The 17,784-nt window shown below is 45.5% G+C and carries 15 protein-coding genes; 4 read left to right on the top strand and 11 right to left on the bottom strand.

Annotated elements, in window-relative coordinates; all coding sequences use genetic code 11:
- The first annotated feature begins 193 nt into the window (after nucleotides 1–193).
- The 4 genes from V7D18_RS06260 to V7D18_RS06245 all read left to right on the top strand — a co-directional run bounded on the left by V7D18_RS06260 (nucleotide 194) and on the right by V7D18_RS06245 (nucleotide 5,235).
- Complete coding sequence (locus V7D18_RS06260) at nucleotides 194–1,096, top strand: AraC family transcriptional regulator (protein ID WP_426152507.1); 903 nt, start codon at nucleotides 194–196, stop codon at nucleotides 1,094–1,096.
- Between the two features lie 104 nt (nucleotides 1,097–1,200).
- Nucleotides 1,201–2,952 (top strand): LytS/YhcK type 5TM receptor domain-containing protein, encoded by a 1,752-nt coding sequence (locus V7D18_RS06255; RefSeq protein WP_426152505.1) that lies wholly within the window; start codon nucleotides 1,201–1,203, stop codon nucleotides 2,950–2,952.
- Nucleotides 2,949–3,671, top strand: coding sequence for a LytR/AlgR family response regulator transcription factor (locus V7D18_RS06250; RefSeq protein ID WP_426152503.1), 723 nt, complete (start codon nucleotides 2,949–2,951; stop codon nucleotides 3,669–3,671). The genes V7D18_RS06255 and V7D18_RS06250 overlap by 4 nt, the downstream gene beginning before the upstream one ends.
- A gap of 112 nt (nucleotides 3,672–3,783) precedes the next feature.
- On the top strand, nucleotides 3,784–5,235 hold the full coding sequence (locus tag V7D18_RS06245; RefSeq protein ID WP_426152501.1) for a carbon starvation CstA family protein: 1,452 nt from the start codon (nucleotides 3,784–3,786) through the stop codon (nucleotides 5,233–5,235).
- A 46-nt stretch (nucleotides 5,236–5,281) separates the two neighbouring features.
- Here V7D18_RS06245 and V7D18_RS06240 read toward each other — a convergent pair whose 3' ends face one another.
- The 11 genes from V7D18_RS06240 to V7D18_RS06190 all read right to left on the bottom strand — a co-directional run bounded on the left by V7D18_RS06240 (nucleotide 5,282) and on the right by V7D18_RS06190 (nucleotide 17,772).
- A complete protein-coding gene (locus V7D18_RS06240; RefSeq protein WP_426152499.1) occupies nucleotides 5,282–6,268 on the bottom strand; it encodes a hypothetical protein in 987 nt (328 codons plus the stop codon).
- Nucleotides 6,269–6,283: 15 nt separating this feature from the next.
- Entirely contained in the window at nucleotides 6,284–6,895 is a 612-nt protein-coding gene (locus V7D18_RS06235; RefSeq protein WP_426152497.1) for a Fe-only nitrogenase accessory AnfO family protein, read from the bottom strand.
- Nucleotides 6,883–7,182 carry a PqqD family protein gene (locus V7D18_RS06230; protein WP_426152496.1) on the bottom strand — a complete coding sequence of 100 codons (300 nt, stop codon included), beginning with the start codon at nucleotides 7,180–7,182 and terminating at the stop codon, nucleotides 6,883–6,885. The genes V7D18_RS06235 and V7D18_RS06230 overlap by 13 nt, the downstream gene beginning before the upstream one ends.
- Nucleotide 7,183: 1 nt before the next feature.
- Complete coding sequence (locus tag V7D18_RS06225) at nucleotides 7,184–8,578, bottom strand: hypothetical protein (RefSeq protein WP_426152494.1); 1,395 nt, start codon at nucleotides 8,576–8,578, stop codon at nucleotides 7,184–7,186.
- On the bottom strand, nucleotides 8,562–9,383 hold the full coding sequence (locus V7D18_RS06220) for a homocitrate synthase (protein ID WP_426152492.1): 822 nt from the start codon (nucleotides 9,381–9,383) through the stop codon (nucleotides 8,562–8,564). Before V7D18_RS06220 ends, V7D18_RS06225 begins: the two co-directional genes overlap by 17 nt.
- Nucleotides 9,358–10,341, bottom strand: a complete 984-nt coding sequence (locus V7D18_RS06215; RefSeq protein WP_426152490.1) for a homocitrate synthase/isopropylmalate synthase family protein — start codon at nucleotides 10,339–10,341, stop codon at nucleotides 9,358–9,360. Before V7D18_RS06215 ends, V7D18_RS06220 begins: the two co-directional genes overlap by 26 nt.
- A gap of 48 nt (nucleotides 10,342–10,389) precedes the next feature.
- Complete coding sequence (locus tag V7D18_RS06210; RefSeq protein WP_426152488.1) at nucleotides 10,390–10,698, bottom strand: 2Fe-2S ferredoxin; 309 nt, start codon at nucleotides 10,696–10,698, stop codon at nucleotides 10,390–10,392.
- Between the two features lie 13 nt (nucleotides 10,699–10,711).
- Nucleotides 10,712–13,342 (bottom strand): nitrogenase component 1, encoded by a 2,631-nt coding sequence (locus V7D18_RS06205; protein ID WP_426152486.1) that lies wholly within the window; start codon nucleotides 13,340–13,342, stop codon nucleotides 10,712–10,714.
- Nucleotides 13,343–13,360: 18 nt separating this feature from the next.
- Nucleotides 13,361–14,716, bottom strand: coding sequence for a nitrogenase iron-molybdenum cofactor biosynthesis protein NifE (gene nifE / locus V7D18_RS06200; RefSeq protein ID WP_426152484.1), 1,356 nt, complete (start codon nucleotides 14,714–14,716; stop codon nucleotides 13,361–13,363).
- A gap of 84 nt (nucleotides 14,717–14,800) precedes the next feature.
- Nucleotides 14,801–16,174, bottom strand: a complete 1,374-nt coding sequence (locus tag V7D18_RS06195; protein ID WP_426152482.1) for a nitrogenase component 1 — start codon at nucleotides 16,172–16,174, stop codon at nucleotides 14,801–14,803.
- On the bottom strand, nucleotides 16,174–17,772 hold the full coding sequence (locus V7D18_RS06190; RefSeq protein ID WP_426152480.1) for a nitrogenase component I subunit alpha: 1,599 nt from the start codon (nucleotides 17,770–17,772) through the stop codon (nucleotides 16,174–16,176). Before V7D18_RS06190 ends, V7D18_RS06195 begins: the two co-directional genes overlap by 1 nt.
- Nucleotides 17,773–17,784: the final 12 nt, after the last annotated feature.

Here is a 17,784-nt window from a genome sequence, read left to right as displayed (position 1 = left end):
TGTTGAATTGCAATCAAACATTAAAAAAATAGCAGGAAATCCACGGTTTCGCAAAGGATCTCTTGCTGTTTTTCATTTTTGTCTGTGCATAATTTGCGCTTTTTTGAAGGTTTTACCGGGGTTTTACAATGGCTTTACGTGCTCTGTGTGCGCCTGTGCTATGATAACTTTATATTAAAAACAGGAGTCATCGATGGAAACTTTAGAATATGGAATCTTTTATGAAAAAAATTTTAAGATCGGATCGCTGGAAAATGAAACTGTAAATTTTTATTTTTTCGACTACGATGACAGACATGCTTCCATTAATATGGATTTTCAGCATACCCATCCGTATTTTGAGATATTTATCCTTTTAGACAAAAAAGCGGTTCATTTTATTGAAGGGCGGCCTTTTCAGCTGCAGTTCGGGGATATCGTCCTGATCAGACCGGAACGTCTGCATAAAACGGAATATCCTGCAGGAAGAGATTATAAACGTCTGGTAATTAATTTTAATTACCTTTATAAAGAGGAAGAATTTCAGCCATATTATGAACAGATACTTTCTGTCTTCCACCAGGAGGTTCCCGTCTTCCGATTCGACCAAATTGAACGGGAGAAATTATTCTGGCCTCTCAATTCCCTGTTTCTGTCGGTCCATAATCAGGAAGATGCTCTTGACCTTGCGGCTTTTTATAAACTATTTGATTTTTTACGCACTCTTTATGTATCCAGGGATGGGAATATTTATGTCAACCAGATTGAATTAACCAAAGCAGAAAAAAAAATATATAATGCGGCTGCTTACATACACTCCCACTTTCAGGATAACGTGACCTTAACCGGGGTAGCCGGACATTTTAACATTCACCCCTGCTACTTATCACATAAATTTAAAGAGATAAACGGGTTTACGGTCCATGATTATATCACCATGACCCGCTTAAGCAATGCCAGGCATTTGCTTGCAGGGGAAGAACAAAGTATTACGGAAATTGCATTTTCCTGTGGATTTAAAAGCATTTCCCAGTTTAACCGCTCTTTTCAGAAATTCGTTCAGACCACTCCCTCCGATTACAGAAAAAAGCACCGGCTGCTAAAGCCTCCAGTGTGAGCGCACTGGTAAAAACTGTTTTTCACCCTTGTCTTACTGTATTTCCGTAAAATATCTGGTATAATTATAACAGCATTTTAACAACCAGTATAAGGGGGAAGCTTATGTCCAGTGCTATGTTTTTCAGTCTTCTATTAAATATCGGTCTTTTGGTCCTGATCGCAACTGTGCTGACCAAAATCCCCATCGTCCGGAACATGCTCCTTTATGATAAACATTCGGCCGGCTGCGGGATTATGCTTGCACTGATATTCGGCTCAATCAGCATCATATCAACTTACACGGGCGTCCGTGCCCAGGGAGCCATCGTCAACACCAGGGTAATCGGAGTGTTGGCTGCTGGTCTTTTAGGCGGTCCTTATGTGGGAATGGGTGCTGCACTGATCGGAGGAATCCACCGTTATCTGTTTGATATTGGAGGCTTTACCGCGGCAGCCTGTGCTGTCTCCACCCTGGTTGAAGGTGTTGCAGGCTCCTTATTCTCCAGCCGGTTTAAGGCAGGAAAAATAGGAAGTACCGGAGTCTTTATTCTTACATTTTTTGTGGAATTCCTTCAGATGGTGATTATCCTTCTCATTTCACGGCCATTTCCTGCAGCAGTCCAGCTTGTAAAGCTGATCTCACTTCCAATGATGACCATGAACGCGCTGGGAATGCTGGTATTTCTCGGTACATTTAATATGGTATTTTTAGAGGAGGACAGCCAGTTTGCTGAGCGGATGCGCCTGGCTCTTGGAATCGTGGAGCAAAGTCTTCCACATCTTCACAAGGGCTTACACAGCACCCGGGATATGCAGGCTGCTGCTGAAATTATCTTCCAGTCCGCCAGCTGCTCTGCCATCTTAATTACTGATACGGAAAAAATTCTGGGTATGAAAACAAATCCCGAATTAATGGATATGAAAACGGATTCTGTCCTTCCTCCCATCCTGGCCTCCACCCACGACCGGAAGCCAACCATTTTTCATTACGCAGGAAAAGGCGATCCGCTGTATTCCATTCTAAAAAACCATATCATTGTGGCAGCTCCCATCATAGAGATGAATCAGGTCACCGGGAGTCTGACCATGGTTATAAAAAAACACTGGCAGCAGTCCCAGTCCGACTTAAATTTTGCTTCGGAGCTGGCCAGACTTTTTTCTACCCAGTTTGAGCTGTCCGAACTGGAGTACCAGAAAAAATTACGGCGCAAAGCAGAATTAAAAGCGCTGCAGTCCCAGGTCAATCCCCACTTCCTGTATAATTCACTCAACACCATCTCCTACGTCTGCCGTGAAAATCCCGACAGAGCAAGAGACCTTCTCCTCACCCTGTCTTCGTATTACCGCCAGACTCTGGAGCATAACGCCTATATGCATACACTGGAAACAGAGCTTCATCATGTTACCAGCTATCTGGAACTGGAAAAAGCAAGATTCGAAGAGAAGCTTCATACAGAGATTAAGACCGGTGAAAAAATGAACTGTCTGATTCCTGCTTTCATTCTTCAGCCGCTGGTGGAAAATGCAGTCCGCTATGGCTTTGACAAAAATGGAAACCGTTATGTATCGATCTGTGCCTGTATGGAAGGAGAATTCATAAAAATCTCCGTTTCAGACAAAGGCTCCGGCATTCCTGAAACGATCATACACCAGCTTTATAACGGGGAACATTACGGCGGAGTAGGACTGGAAAATGTCCATAAACGGTTAAAAAGCATTTATGGACAGGAGCATGGACTTCATATCCAAAGCTCCGATTCCGGTTCCGACATCTTTTTTACCATCCCACCCGCTCCTGAATCCAGATATGAAGAGGAATATGCTGCTGCCCGGGAAAAAGATGTCTTAAAGGAGAACAGGAGGATTTACCTATGAAAATTGCAGTCATTGATGATGAACGCCCGGCACGAAAAGAACTGATACATCAGATATTATCAATCCTCCCTGACAGCGAAATCATGGAAGGAGACAGCGGCAGTTGTGCACTGGAACTGTTTGGACAACATCTTTTTGATATTCTCTTCCTTGATATCAGCTTAAATGATATGGAGGGAACAACACTGGCGGCGGCAGCCAGGAGAATGCTGCCTCACGCCCAGATCGTCTTTGCCACCGCATTTTCCCAGTATGCAGTCCAGGCATTTGAGCTGGGAGTGAATAACTATATTTTAAAACCATTTGATCCGGAACGGTTACGCCGGATTCTTGAAAAATGCAGACAGGATCTGGATCATTCTACCAAAAATAAGTTTTCCTTCCCTGCACATAAGCTTCCCATTAATGTCAGCAGAACCATTATACTTCTTGATATCAGACAGATCGTCTACGTAGAAACCTGCTGCCGGAGCTGCATAATCCATACAGTTACCAGGGATTATACGGAAAACCAGCTGCTGGGCGAATATGAGAAACGTCTATCTTCTTATGATTTTTACCGGATTCACAAAAGCTATCTGATTAATTTAAATTATATATGTGAAATGTTTCCATGGGCCAATAACAGTATGGCAGTTAAAATGCAGGGGTTCGAGAAAGAGATTCTTCCCGTAGGAAGAGAAAAAATCAAACAGCTCCGGCAGATCATTGGTGTTTAGCTGCTGTTTATGCATAAATACCTGCTTTTCATCCATTTTTCATTTATTATTGTGCACATTTCATTATAATTGATGGTGATGAGATGTTTTATCAATAATAGGAGGTAGGTATATGATAAGTTTCTTTCTATGTCTGTTACTTCTGGTTGCAGGGTTTTTCTTCTACAGCAGAATTGCAGAAAAAGTTTTCGGCCCCGATGACAGAGAAACACCGGCTCTTTCCATGACGGATGGCAGCGACTACGTTCCCATGGGGACCCCCCGGATCTTTTTGATCCAGCTGCTTAATATTGCAGGCCTTGGTCCCATCTTCGGAGCACTTGCCGGAGCCTGCTGGGGGCCAAGCGTATTTTTGTGGATCACCTTCGGAACTTTATTAGGCGGCGGTGTACACGATTACATGATTGGCATGATGTCCATGCGGCATAAGGGAGCCAGTGTATCAGAGCTGACCGGTTCCTATCTGGGCACTGCCATGAAGCAGATCATGCGTGTATTTTCAGTGGTTCTTCTTGTATTGGTTGGCGTGACCTTTTCTACCGGCCCGGCAAACCTTTTAGCCATGCTGACGCCCCATGTCTTAAACTCCAGATTCTGGCTGGCAGTTGTTCTGATCTACTATTTTATTGCAACCTTTGTTCCCATTGATAAGGTGATTGGAAAAATCTATCCTTTCTTTGGAGTCTGCCTGATTGTGATGGCATTGGGCGTTGGCGGTGCGATCCTGTTTAAAGGGTATCATATTCCGGAAATCACACTTTCCAATCTCCACCCTGCCGGAACACCGATCTGGCCTACCATGTTTATATCCGTTGCCTGCGGTGCCATATCCGGATTCCATGCCACCCAGTCCCCTTTAATGGCCCGCTGTCTTACGAATGAAGCGGACGGCCGGAAGGTGTTTTACGGTGCCATGGTTGCAGAAGGTGTCATCGCACTCATCTGGGCCGCTGCAGGAGTTGCCTTTTATGACGGAACCGGCGGTCTTTTAACCGCACTTGGAAATGGACAATCCAGCGTTGTTTACGAAATCTGCTTTAAGCTTCTGGGGCCCGTTGGTGCCGTTATTGCAATGATCGGAGTCATCGCATGCCCCATCTCTTCCGCAGATACGGCTTACCGGAGTGCACGTCTGACTTTGGCAGACTGGTTTAAACTTGACCAGAAACCGGTGAAAAACCGGCTGCTCCTTACCATACCGCTTCTGGCAGTTGGTTCTGTTCTGACCCAGTTTGATGTTCAGATCGTATGGAGATACTTCTCCTGGAGCAACCAGACACTGGCAATGATCGCGTTATGGACTGCAAGCGTCTATTTATACCGGAAAAAACGCTTTTACTGGATCACAGTGCTTCCTGCGACCTTTATGTCCGCTGTCTCCTGTACCTATATACTGATGGCAAAAGAGGGACTGCAGATTTCCACCAAAATTGCTTATCCAATCGGAATTCTTTTTGCAGCTGTCTGCTTTGGTACCTTTTACTATACCTCCGTTCTGGGAAAAGGCAGCCATGCCGGCGCTTCAGCCTGTGAGACGGAGTATGCTGCCGCAAAATCAGATTAAACATATAAATGAATGGAACTGCCGAGTGTTGGGCAGTTCCATTCATTTATTCTCTCATTGCTTTATTGCACAGGGAGCAGTTTGCGCAGTCAGAAGGACTGCAGTGCATACCGGGCCGTACAAAAGGTTCTATGGTAAATCCGCATGATTCCAGATTATATCTTTCATTTTCAATCATCACTTCGCCTGATTCCTGGAAAAACGCCACTTTCATTCCCGATACGGTGAGGATCTCATCGTAGAGCGGATGGGGTTTTATATGAGGAGAATATTTTTTCATCACTCCTTCCTCTGTCTGAACATAGATGGAGTGATCACAGGTAATAAGAGCCTTTATCTCTCCATTTTCCGTGAAAGACAGAGAATTGCTGTCTGCATTGATTCCGATCTGGTCCGGGTCATAAGCGGTTATCCTTCCGATTGGCGTCGATAACAGAACAGGCTCTGCCGGTTCTATTGATTTTAAACTCCCCGACTCAAATAAGGACAGCCCCACCTTTGTTTCCATAATTCCCGCAGGAGTCTGTATGGAAGCCTTTTCTCCCGGAAATAAGGTGATGCTTCTAATATCACCGCTTTTATAAAAACACAGACCATTGATCATTGCCTGAAATTCGGTAAAACCCAGATCAAAGGTCAGGGAAATGTTAAGCTCCCGCTCATCTTCCTCCGTCCAGAAACCGCTTATCTGCCCATCGAGGATAAATACCCGGTGAATCTCACCGGTGGGATAAAATTTAATCAGCTCAACCGGAAGCTCCCCAATGGGAGTAAGAACCTCCTGCTGCTCTTCCAGTGCCACACTGATCACCATTCCCTGCCTGTCAAACTCCACAGACGGTTTCTTTTTTCTTCTTCCGTTTTCCGTATAGGCCGGAATCAGCTCTCCTGCCTGGGTGACGATCATATTTTTTTCCGACAGGCTCACTCCTGAAAGCTCTCCGCTTGGATGACAGAGAAAGGAGTCCACTCCACCCAGGATTCCATAAGGAGTCTGAAGTGTCCGTGCGTCTAAAACCATATAATTTTGCATTGCTTTCACCTCCTGCTAACACTGTTTTCTGGTTACCGTTATATGTACTCCGCCCTCCCGCGGACGGACCTTTTTTTCATAGGCCGCATCTGTTTCCAGCCACGGGGGAATGTGGGCACATACAAGCTGCAATTCGAGAAATGGAATATTGGAAAGAAACGGCAAAAGTGCTTTTTTCGAAGAAATCTCCGGGCAATCTTTTTGAAGCTGCGCCAGGTCCAGAAAGTAGATTCCAGGCGTCTGCGTTTCCACAGGTCCGGCATTCTTAATCATCTCTTCTTTCCTTCTTCGCTTTTCATCACTTTCTTCCATATCCATTACCATTCCGTCAAATGTGTCCTGATCCGCTATTTCTGCGCAAAAGATGCAGCATCCCTTTTGGTTGAATACCGAAAAGGGGATTCCTGATAGTTCTCTGCACAGAACTGCTTTTGCATCCTCTGTGAGAGCCAGGACAGCTTCCGTTTCTTTTCTTAGTTCCTCAACTGTATTTCCTTTTATGGCGGAAAAGGGAGAGGTCCGCACCACCTGCCACTGTGCCCCCTCTTTTTTGAAAATTTCCACCAGATTACACTGCAAAAAAGGAACCAGTTCCTGATTTTTGCTGATCACCGCTATTTTTTCCACCTGCCTGCTCCTCCTTCACCCACATGGATCAGTTTTGCAAGAAACTCCTCCAGCTCAAGCCTTGCATCTTCTTCGTCAATATTTTTTTTCTCGGATAAAAGGGCGGTCAGTTCCCCCACTCCTGCCCCCCTCTCCAGGCTGTTCCATAAGAAGATACAGGTTTCATTTACCGATGGCAGACCGTCTAAGGAACCGTTCTGGCTGTCTCTTTCATCAAAAATGCAGAATTCTCCTCCAAGTTCCATTAATGCGAATCCAGGCTTCAGCTTTACTTTCCTGATGTTCATGTCAGCTCCTTAACCTTTCTATATCCACACCGCTTTTTATCAGCTCTAAGTCTTCTCTGTCATATCCGGTACTCACCATGACGGCTCCGGTTGTCAGCCACATGACAATCAGCCCGCAGATCTTCTGAATCATCAGGATAAGCAGATATGCGCTGATTTCCTCTTTTTTAAAGCTTTGCTTCATGGACTCTGTCAGGAACCTTTCTGCTTCTGATCCGGCTGGAAAGCTGTTTAAATCATCTTTTTTTAATACTCCATACTGCTTCACCGTCTGATAATAGGCCACTGCAGATTCGATTCTTCTTTTCTCTTCCTTCGCCTGGACTACGGTGTATCCGCCTGCATAGATCACAGGCGCACAGCCCATTAATCCTGCAATTCTTTCTCTCAGCTTCTGCTTATCATAATAATTGGTTTTCGGATCGCAGATGCGATCTTCTATTCCTTCAATCCGTCTGCAAATCCGGCTGTTATCCGTATTTCCCTCCATAATCGTATAGGAACCGGCAGCTGTCACCGCTTTTGCCCGCCCCAGCATGGCAGGAGAAACTTCTTCCATTCTGCATGGATAAATACCGTCAAAAACCACTGTATCCGTGTACACCGCAGCGTCCTCTAAAAGATCCTCTTTTCTCCTGCCCATTCCCGGCGCCTTCATGGCTCTTACATGAATGCGGTTCTGTTTCACATTTGTATTAAGTAGGGTCAGGGCTTCCCCCTCTATTCCGTCAGCCAGAATGAATAAATTCTGCTGTCCGGTCTTTTGAAGAAGCGGGTAGAGGCTTGAAAAGGAAGTGATGGGGGTTTTTACAATCAGAACAAGGGCATCCGATACCGTTCCTTCTGCCCCCACTGTCAAACCTCCATCAAGACGCATACCTCTGGTAATTTCCAGCCTTGTTTCCCCAGACATGGAATCTTTTACAACCACTTCCCCCACTTTTGATCCATCAACAACCATTTGGGCAGTCTCCCGGTCTTTGGTGATCGCTTCAACCAGATCTGTTTTTGCATCTGACAGGGGAATCGCTTTTTCACGAACAAATACTTCCAGGGTATTTGCAGCTGCTTTCAGCTCTCTGGCGAGAAGTACCGGACTGATTCCTGATGCTGATTTTCTTTCACAATAGGCCAAAAGCTCTGCAGTCAGACGTGCTGACTCCCCGGTTCCGCAGCCTGCATTCTGATTAATCTCACCGAAGGCTTCCGCCGCCAGACGGATTCCCTGGTTGAAAAATAAATCCGTTCCCTCAAGCTTTCCAGCCACCTCAGCGGCAGAAAAACTGTAAGTTCCGTTTACCAGCACCTGTCCTTCTAAGGAGAGAACGCGGCAGAGACTTAAAATTCCTTCCGCCAGTTTTTCTCTGCCATCTTCAAATTTAATCTTGCGAATCATTCTTCTTCCCTCCATTCATTATGGAATTTAAAAGATTTTCCCCTTTTTTGATGTCCGCACTGCTGACACTTAAATCAAATTTACGGGCTGCACTATGGACAAATTCATAGAGGTTGCAGTTGCCGGCACGCTCTCCGATTCCAAGCAGCGTTCCATCCACCATATCGGCCCCTGCCAGTGCCATGACCATGGAATTGGCCACTGCCATTCCAAAGTCATTATGTTCATGAACCTCAATCATGATTCCTGTCTGCTTTATATCCCGCACCAGCTCCCCTGCCCGTCTGGGAAACAACACCCCAACCGTATCTGCCAGACGAATGGTCTCCACTCCCTTCTGTTTCATCAGACGGATTAAAGAGACTAAAAATGCCACATCTGCCCTTGATGCATCTTCCAAACCTACCGTAATGGGTATGTTATAGTTTCTGGCAACTTCCATACATTCCTGAAGGGAATTTTCAATCCATTTTTTATTTTTTCCTAACTTATTATAAATTTGCGCATAGGACACAGGCGTCCCGATATGAATTAAGTCCGGTTTCTGCCTGGCTGATTCTTCTACATTCCCAGGGTTTAATTTAGACCATAGGGAGATGGCTGCCTGCTTTTTCTTTTTCATGATTTCGCTGATATAATGAACGCCCTCTGTACCCACGTCATAAATCCCCGCTTCAATTTCAGAAACACCGATGCTGTCAAGAAACAAAGCCAGACGCACCTTGTCAGAAGGAGAGAATACGACACCCGGACACTGTTCACCATCCCGAAGAGTGGTATCAACTATTTTGATTCGCCTTTTCATACTTATCACACTCACTCATAATTGTTAAAAACTCTTCATCAGTTACTTCTCCGCCCTTTTTAATGCTGAGCCGTTTTACCATTTCCAGAATATGCTCCACCGGATAACAGTCTTCCATATGGTACTGCTTCAGCTTATACCGAATGGACGTACCCCCGGAATGCTTTCCCAGGATCACCTTTCTTGATGCTCCCACAAGTTCCGGAGGAAAAGATTCGTAATTGGATGGTTTTTTCAAAACTCCATCCACATGCAGCCCGGATTCAATATAAAAGATCTTTCTTCCGATAACAGGTGTATGACCTGGTATCTGTGTATTTGTCATGGCTTCAAAGATGTTGCGTAAGTCGGCCAGCTTCTCAAAGCTGTTGTTGGGTTTATAGCGTTCCACCACTCTCATGGCCAGAATCACCTGCTCGGTGGCAGCCTTGTTGCCGATACCGGTAAAAGTGGTCATCACAATTCCGTTATGGTGATTTTGTAAGTAATCCGCCGCAATGGCAGAAGCACAATAGCAGGAGTTTTCCGGATACAGGATGGGAGAAGCCTGGATTAAAAGCTTCAGCCCCCGTTCATAAATATCGCGGCTTTCATAGATGAGTAAATCGTCCAGTCCCGTAAGCCTTAAATTAATGTCTGGTCTTGCACTTTCCAGCCCTTTTAACTCTGATACATCATTGACCTGAATATTGCGTATATACTTTCCAGTCCCATCGCAAAAAGAGGAAAGAAAGAAATGAATTCCGGGATATTTCCCGCTTTCCGATGGACTTGGAAGTTCCATATACCAGGTGATTCCCTGTGGTAAGTCGCCCTGCATCAGCTGGTAAACTTTTGGAGTTAACACAGCTCCCCATACGCAAAGACTTTCTAACGTCCGGGCAAACTCAAAAATAAGCTCCTTTTTTAACGGATATTCCTCCAGCATAGTCAGTGTGGCATCAATGATTTTAATCAACAGCAAACCCTCCTTTTTTCCGTGCTCCCTTCCGTGTCATAACAGGTACTAGATCATTAAATCACGAACCGGTTTCCCCCCTTCAAAATGTTCATCAAAGATGCGTTCCACATCGTCCACGGATACATTGCCGTACCAGACTCCTTCCGGATAAACCACCACAACAGGGCCCTTGTCACAGATTCCAAAGCATCCGGTATTGTTTATTACCACCTCTCCCGACAACTCCCTGTCTTCAATCTCCTGCATAAAAGCCTGGATTAAGTCAACCGCTCCTTTCTGAAAACACATCCCTTTTTGTGTTCCGTTGATTCTGCAGCTTGTGCAGATAAATACATGATATTTTGGCTGTACCATTTTTCTCCTCCTCTTACATGGCTTCCGCCGCTTTTTTTACCGCATCTTCAATCATGTCATAGGTATTCACCGGCTTGATCCCCAGCTTTGCCAGCTTTTTGGTTGGCTCCATGCCGATGCGCATGGCAATGACTCCGTTGCAGCCGTTTAAAGCTGCTATAATCCGTTCTATTTTATCCTCTTTTTCCCCGCATTCCTCTTCCCCCTGACAATACTGTTCCACATTTCGTTTTCCTGCAAACCGTACTTCCCCGTTCCGGTAGTCATATAAATAAAATTCCTTTGCATGACCGAAGTGGGTATCAACTACGACTCCGCTTTTGGAAGCGACTGCAAACCGGTAGCTTTTTGGAACAGGAACAAAAACCTGCTTTTCCTCCGCCAGGAATCCTTTTAATTGTATGGATTTATCATCCGTTAACGTTCCAACCGCATCTGCCCGGCAGTGCTGGCAGTGATACATCTGGGGCATGATCTCTTCACACTGCTTTCTGATCTCATTTAGCTGCTTGTTTGAAACAGGCTCCACATGCTCCAGTGCGCTTCCCTTTACCGGAATCATCTGCATAATATTGGTGATAAAGCAGCCCAGTGATTTCACCGTCTTTACCACCTCCGGTACATGACTGTCATTGATGCCCTTCACTGTTACGATATTGACTTTTACCAATATTTCATTGGCAATTAAAAGCCTGATTCCAGCAAGCTGGTTTGCCACCATGAGAGCGCCTGCCGCGTCGCCGGTGTATTCCCTGCCCATGAACCGGATATACTGATACATCTGTCCGCTGATATGAGGATCCACGGCGTTCATGGTTACTGTTACATGGGAAACCCCCAGTTCCTTTAGTTCCCTGGCATACTGGGGAAGCTTCAGTCCATTGGTAGAAAGGCAGAAGGTCACTTCCGGATTCTGCTTCCTGATGAGCTCAAAGACTTTTTTCACATTCTCCCAGTTTTCCAGTGCTTCTCCCGGTCCGGCTATTCCCACTACAGTTAAGTTCGGCATTTTTTCCTTAACTGACAGATACCGCTCAAACGCTTCCTCAGGCGATAAAATGGAAGAAGTGACTCCGGGACGGCTTTCATTTGGACAGTCGAATTTTCTCACACAGTAGCCGCATTGAACGTTGCAGGCAGGGGCTACCGGAAGATGAATTCTGGCAAACTGATGCGCCTGGCAGTTATAGCAGGGATGCTCCCTTGTCTTGCGTTTCATGATCTCTTCTGCAGACTCCGGCTCCTTTTTTTGATCAATGGCTGTTCCTTTGTAATAACTATCATATAAGGTCTCACGGAATGTGGTTTCAACGGTATCAATCAGCTGGTTTGCAATCTCATCCATATATTCCACAGAGCCCTCATAGCCCAGCGTCTTTAACCTCTGGCCGCCCACATGGTCATGAATGGGAAAGCCTCTGCGGACCAGGGGAAGATGTAAATCCTCTGCAATACGCCTGCCGTCAGAACTGCCTGCAAGGATATTGACCTTATAGGTAAGAACCATATCCTCAATATCCTTAAAATCTGCTTTATCTGCAATTTTATACTCATCCACCAGATAAAGACCGGCAAGTTTTTCAATCTCCGGTCTGATCAGTCCGTCAAGCTCCGGACTTGCCGATCCTGCTGCACAGACTACCGGCATAATTCCGCATTCACACATCATGCGCACTGTGGAATATACCAGATCCGGCTCCCCAAATACTGCGGCTCTCCCTGAAGAATGGTATTTGTGGGAATCAATCATGGCATCTAAGTAGCGCCCTCTCTCTTTTTTCAGCTCCTCTGGAATTTCATTTCCGGAAATACGGGACAGCGCATTTAAAAAAGTATCTGTATCTCTTAATCCCGTCGGCAGAGACAGCCGTTCATAAGGAACTCCATATGTTTCAGACAGATATTCTCCCACGGAATTCTTATGGTGAAATGCGGTTAATTCCATAGTAAATCTTGCTCCCCCCATCTGTTTTAGCCGGGCCAGGTCCGTTCCCTCATGAGGAAGACGGTTATAACGGGGATCGTGGGCACCATCTAAATTATCAGATAAGTCTGGCAGGAGAATGGCATCGATTCCAAAGAGAGAGAAAATCCTCTTTAGATATCTGGTATCTGCCGGACTGATGGGCGCTGTAATTACATTTACCAGATTATTCTTTTTAGTGTCCATTTTAATAGAAGAAACAATGGCAGAAAGAGCTGCGAAATACCCCTCATACTGGCTTCCGCCGTATCCGGGGGAATGGCAGGGAATCAGCGTAATGTCCCCGTACCCCGGATTTTCTTCCAGAAAGGACTGAAGTATTCCCGGAACGTCCTCTCCGATGGTCTCCGCCAGACAGGTAGTCATGACACCGATAATTTCCGGGTGGTAAAGCTCAATCAGATTTTTTAATCCCTTTTTCAGATTTTCACTGCCGCCATAAACCGTCCCCTGCTCTGTCAGGGATGAGGAAGCGATATCCACCGGTTCATTGTAGTGAGTCGCCATATGACGGCGGATGTAGGTTGCACACCCCTGAGAACCGTGAAGGATTGTCATACAGTTCTTCAGGCCGTAAAAAGCAGTTGCGCTGCCCATTGGCATACACATTTTGCAGGGATTGATATTTAGATTCACCAGAGGTTTTACTTCACTTTTCATCGTCACTCCGCCTTTCTGTCAGCTGATATAGCCCCATACCGGACTGTTTATGCTTTTATTGATTTCCATGGTGAAATTGACCACCCCTTCAAAACCAGCCAACGGGAACTTTCTTTCATGGTTGTGATCACAGAATGCAATCCCCAGCTTATAGGCAAGAGGTCTTTCCTTTACACCTCCCACCAGAATATCCGCTCCCTTTTCTTTCATAAAGGTTTCTAACTCTGCTGGATTGGCATCGTCCAGAATAATGGTGTCAGATTTTACCAGACTCTCAATCACTTCATAATCTTCCTTTTTCCCTGTCTGGGTTCCAACCACTACCGTTTCCATCCCCATAGCCTGAAACTGGCGGATGAGAGAGATCGCCTTAAATCCCCCTCCCACGTAGATAGCAGCTTTTTTTCCCTCCAGGTTTTTCCGGTACCGGCTTAAGAAGTTTTCCAGCTCCTCCCCCTTCTTTTTGCAAAATTCCACTGCCTTTTTTCTTGCCAGTTCATTTCCAAGTGCCTCAGCGGTCCTGATTAAGGAAGTGGTGGTATCCTCGATACCGAAGAAACTGACCTTTATAAAGGGAATGCCGAATTCTTCCTCCATCCGGTTTGCCAGATAGGTGCTGGAGCCTGCACACTGGACAATATTTAATGCAGCCTTCGGCGCTTCAATCATATCCTCATAGCAGGTGTCACCGGTAAAACCGGAGATCACATCAATCCCGATCTCCCTGAAATAATTTTTGATGATCCACATTTCTCCTGCCAGATTAAAATCCCCTAATATGTTAATGGCAGCCCTCTTCTCTTCACTTTTATGGGGCAGAAGCACGTTCATAATCGCATCACATGCCATCCGGTAGCCGGTGGATTTATTACCGGAGAAGCCGGGAGACTTTACAGGAACCACAGGAATGTGGTACTGCTCTGATTTCATCTTACACAGGGCCTCCACATCGTCTCCGATCACGCCGACAATGCAGGTTGCATAGATAAATATCAGCTTTACGTTATCTTCCTTCTCCATCAGCTCATCGACTGCTGCCTCAAGCTTTCTGATTCCGCCAAATATAATATCTGTTTCCTGCAAATCCGTAGAAAAGCTGTTTCTGTAAATATCCTCCCCGCTTGTTAAGGACCCCCTGATATCCCAGGTATAGCTGGAACATCCGATAGGACCGTGAACGATATGGTAAGCATCGGTAATGGGATTTAAAACAACTCTGGCTCCGCAGTATACACAGGCCCGCTGCGATACGGAACCGGATACACTGTTGCTGTCACATGAAATTTGGCCCCCCTGGCCACTGCACCCGTCTTTTACAACAATGGAACTTCTCCTGGCGTCCAATATATTCCTGCTGCTGTTCTCCGTTTCCATGATCATACTCCTTTCAAAGACCCGCCAATTTAAACAGAAATAGGGAGGGGTCGGTTCCCTCCCTGGTTCCATTTTCTTTCTGATTTACATCACTACATCAAAATCTTCGTCAGCCGCATCCCGGTCCTGCCGGTCCATCATGGCGTCTACGATCTTTTCCGTATACCGGATTGCACCTGCATATCCCACAGTCGCCTGTATAGGGTTTCCGTAGCGGTCCAGTACAGGAAATCCCATCCGCACCAGCGGAATATCTTCTGCTTTTGCGATCTGTTTCCCATAGCTGGAGCCTAAAAGAAGATCTACCGGCTCATTTTTAATCAGCTGATGGAGATAAAACAAATCCGTATCTGCCTTCACCACATATTCGCTTTCATCCACCCCATACTGATCCATCAGCTCTTTGATCTCTTTCTCCCAGTGAGCTTTCGGTGTACCGGTTATGATGTATTTGGGACTCATGCCCAGTTCCAGGCATAAGGCGGTAAAGCCGTACACAATGTCAGGATCTCCGTAGATGGCAGCTTTTTTCTTATATACATACTGATGGGAATCCAGCATTAAATCCACCAGTCTGCCCCGCTCATCCTCCAGCTCCTTTGGAACCTCTATCTTTGTAAATTTCTGAAGTTCCAGTATGTACTGATCTGTCAGCTTAACGCCTACAGGGACCGGAATATTGGAGAAAGGAACTTTATATTCCTTTTTTAAATGCTCCGATGGCTCCAGTGAACAGTAGATTCCCATGGAAATCAGCTTTTCACAATCTCCCAGCGCCGCAATATCTTTGGCTTTGGTTCCTGCATTATCATGGAAATACTCGTTTTTTCCATCCATGGGGTGATCTAATGTTCCGTCATGATCAGGAAAATAAATATATTCCGCACCCATCAGTCCTGCAATCCGTTTTAATTCCCTGTCATCTCCGGGATTGACCCAGCCGGGGAAAATGGCTACTTTTCCATTGGGCGTTCCGGTTTTCTTTGTCATATACTTCATGAATCCGATCATCATGTTGGAAAATCCCTGAATATGGGAACCTTCATAGGAAGGTGTACTGGCATAAAGGACTGTTTTACCCTCCGGCACTTCCATATCCAGTATATAGGAACCAACGTCATCACCAATTGTCTCAGAAAGACAGGTGGTATGAATGGCCATAATATCCGGTTTATAAATATCAAAGACGTTCTTCACTGCTGTGGTAATATTGCTGCGTCCTCCGAATACGGATGCACCCTCTGTAAAGGAGCTTGAAGAAGCAATGGCAGGCTCTTTAAAATGCCGGCTTAACACCGTTCTGTGATAGGAACAGCACCCCTGGGATCCATGGGAATGGGGCATGCACTTTTCGGCACCCAGAGCGCAGAACATTGCTCCTACCGGTTCACAGGTCTTACAGGGATTGATGGTCATGTGGCGGTTTTCCATAATTTCTTTTGGTGTTAATTCAAGCATCAGCCGGCACCTCCTAACGTTCCTTCTAACATCGGCATGGTTTTCCACGGTGGTTTTACCAGTGACCAGGCATTTGTATAAAGACTCATGGTTATATCTCTTCCAAAATTCACTGCTCCCCGAAAGCCTGCATACGGTCCGGAGTAATCATAGGAATGCATCTGACGGGACACTACTCCTCCATGCTGTATGGCATATTTATCTTTAATTCCGGAAAAGAAAATATCTGGTTTATACTCTTCAATCAGCTGGTCTGTTTCAAACATGTTGTAGTCATCCACCACCATGTAGCCTTCTTTCATATCTTTTATCATTCCGCTATAGGTATCCAGTTCCACGCCTTCCTTCCGCAGAACTTCCAACTCTTCCACAGAGTATCTGTCATCATACCCTACGGCTCTCTCCACCGTAATCTCCTCGATGTTTTTAGAGTCGGCATCTGCTTTGATCTGAGGAATAATCTCCCGCCCCTCATAATCATCCCGGTGGGCAAATTCATAGCCTGCAATGGTTGTTTCCATGCCAAAATCCCTTAATAGCATCTGATAATGATGAGAGCGGGAGCCTCCTACAAAGATTCCGGCTGTTTTTCCCTTTAATTTGGATTTGTAGTACTCCATATCCTCACTGATTTCCGCCAGCTCCTCTGCAATCACTTCTTCCGTTCGTCTGGTAAGCTCCGGATCATTGAAATATTTTGCCATCATTCGCAGAGATTTGGAAGTCGCTCCTACTCCGATAAAATTCACCTTCAGCCAGTCAACTCCATATTTTGTTTTCATCATTTCCGCTATGTAATTAATAGACCGGTGGCACATAACAAGATTCAAATCTGCCAGATGGGAATTTTTCAGGGTCTGATAAGATCCATCACCGGTAAACACGGAAACCACTTCATAACCAATCTTTTTAAGGATCCGTTCCTGTTCCCAGCCATCACCTCCGATGTTGTACTCACCTAAGATATTTACACTGTATTTTCCCTTAGGCGCCTCTTCCCCTTTTCCGATTACATAACGCATCAGTCCGTTGTTAGCAATGTGGTGACCGGAAGACTGGGAAACTCCCTTATATCCCTCACAGGAATAGCCAATAGCTGTAATGCCGTATTTTTCTTCCACTCTTCTTGCCACAGCCTGCACATCATCACCAATCAGACCGATGGGACAGGTAGAGCAGATAAAAATACACTTGGGATGGAACAGCTGCATAATCTCATCGATTCCAGCTTCCAGCTTCTTCTCGCCTCCAAATACAATATCCGAAGCTCTCATATCCGTGCAAAAAGAATAAGGTACAAAATTTTGCTCGCCTTCATAGGATGGTTTTGCTTTATTCCTTCTGGTTCCCCAGGAATAGAAGGCACAGCCAATGGGGCCGTGTGTAATAACGACGGAATCCTTCACTGGTCCAACCACAACGCCTTTACATCCTGCATAGCAGCAGCCTCTTGCAGTGATAATTCCCGGTATCGCCCTGGTATTAGCTGCAATCTCATCCGGATTTTCACCAAATTCCAGCTGAGTGATGTGACTTTTTCTATTTTTAAATACTCTGGATGAATATTTATCCAGTAATAAATCTCGTTCCTTTGACATCTCCCTCACCTC

Origin of the sequence: Lacrimispora sp. 38-1 (assembly GCF_049890855.1) — a bacterium.
Lineage (GTDB): Bacteria > Bacillota > Clostridia > Lachnospirales > Lachnospiraceae > Lacrimispora.
Note: the sequence above shows the minus strand (reverse complement) of the source record. Positions and strands in the feature narration are given on the sequence as shown.

What these genes read in the sequence shown, in the direction of transcription:
- V7D18_RS06260 (WP_426152507.1), top strand. Translation starts at nt 194, where the DNA reads ATGGAAACTTTAGAATATGGAATCTTTTATGAAAAAAATTTTAAGATC.
- V7D18_RS06255 (WP_426152505.1), top strand. Translation starts at nt 1,201, where the DNA reads ATGTCCAGTGCTATGTTTTTCAGTCTTCTATTAAATATCGGTCTTTTG.
- V7D18_RS06250 (WP_426152503.1), top strand. Translation starts at nt 2,949, where the DNA reads ATGAAAATTGCAGTCATTGATGATGAACGCCCGGCACGAAAAGAACTG.
- V7D18_RS06245 (WP_426152501.1), top strand. Translation starts at nt 3,784, where the DNA reads ATGATAAGTTTCTTTCTATGTCTGTTACTTCTGGTTGCAGGGTTTTTC.
- V7D18_RS06240 (WP_426152499.1), bottom strand. Translation starts at nt 6,268, where the DNA reads ATGCAAAATTATATGGTTTTAGACGCACGGACACTTCAGACTCCTTAT.
- V7D18_RS06230 (WP_426152496.1), bottom strand. Translation starts at nt 7,182, where the DNA reads ATGAACATCAGGAAAGTAAAGCTGAAGCCTGGATTCGCATTAATGGAA.
- V7D18_RS06225 (WP_426152494.1), bottom strand. Translation starts at nt 8,578, where the DNA reads ATGATTCGCAAGATTAAATTTGAAGATGGCAGAGAAAAACTGGCGGAA.
- V7D18_RS06220 (WP_426152492.1), bottom strand. Translation starts at nt 9,383, where the DNA reads ATGAAAAGGCGAATCAAAATAGTTGATACCACTCTTCGGGATGGTGAA.
- V7D18_RS06210 (WP_426152488.1), bottom strand. Translation starts at nt 10,698, where the DNA reads ATGGTACAGCCAAAATATCATGTATTTATCTGCACAAGCTGCAGAATC.
- V7D18_RS06205 (WP_426152486.1), bottom strand. Translation starts at nt 13,342, where the DNA reads ATGAAAAGTGAAGTAAAACCTCTGGTGAATCTAAATATCAATCCCTGC.
- nifE (WP_426152484.1), bottom strand. Translation starts at nt 14,716, where the DNA reads ATGGAAACGGAGAACAGCAGCAGGAATATATTGGACGCCAGGAGAAGT.
- V7D18_RS06195 (WP_426152482.1), bottom strand. Translation starts at nt 16,174, where the DNA reads ATGCTTGAATTAACACCAAAAGAAATTATGGAAAACCGCCACATGACC.
- V7D18_RS06190 (WP_426152480.1), bottom strand. Translation starts at nt 17,772, where the DNA reads ATGTCAAAGGAACGAGATTTATTACTGGATAAATATTCATCCAGAGTA.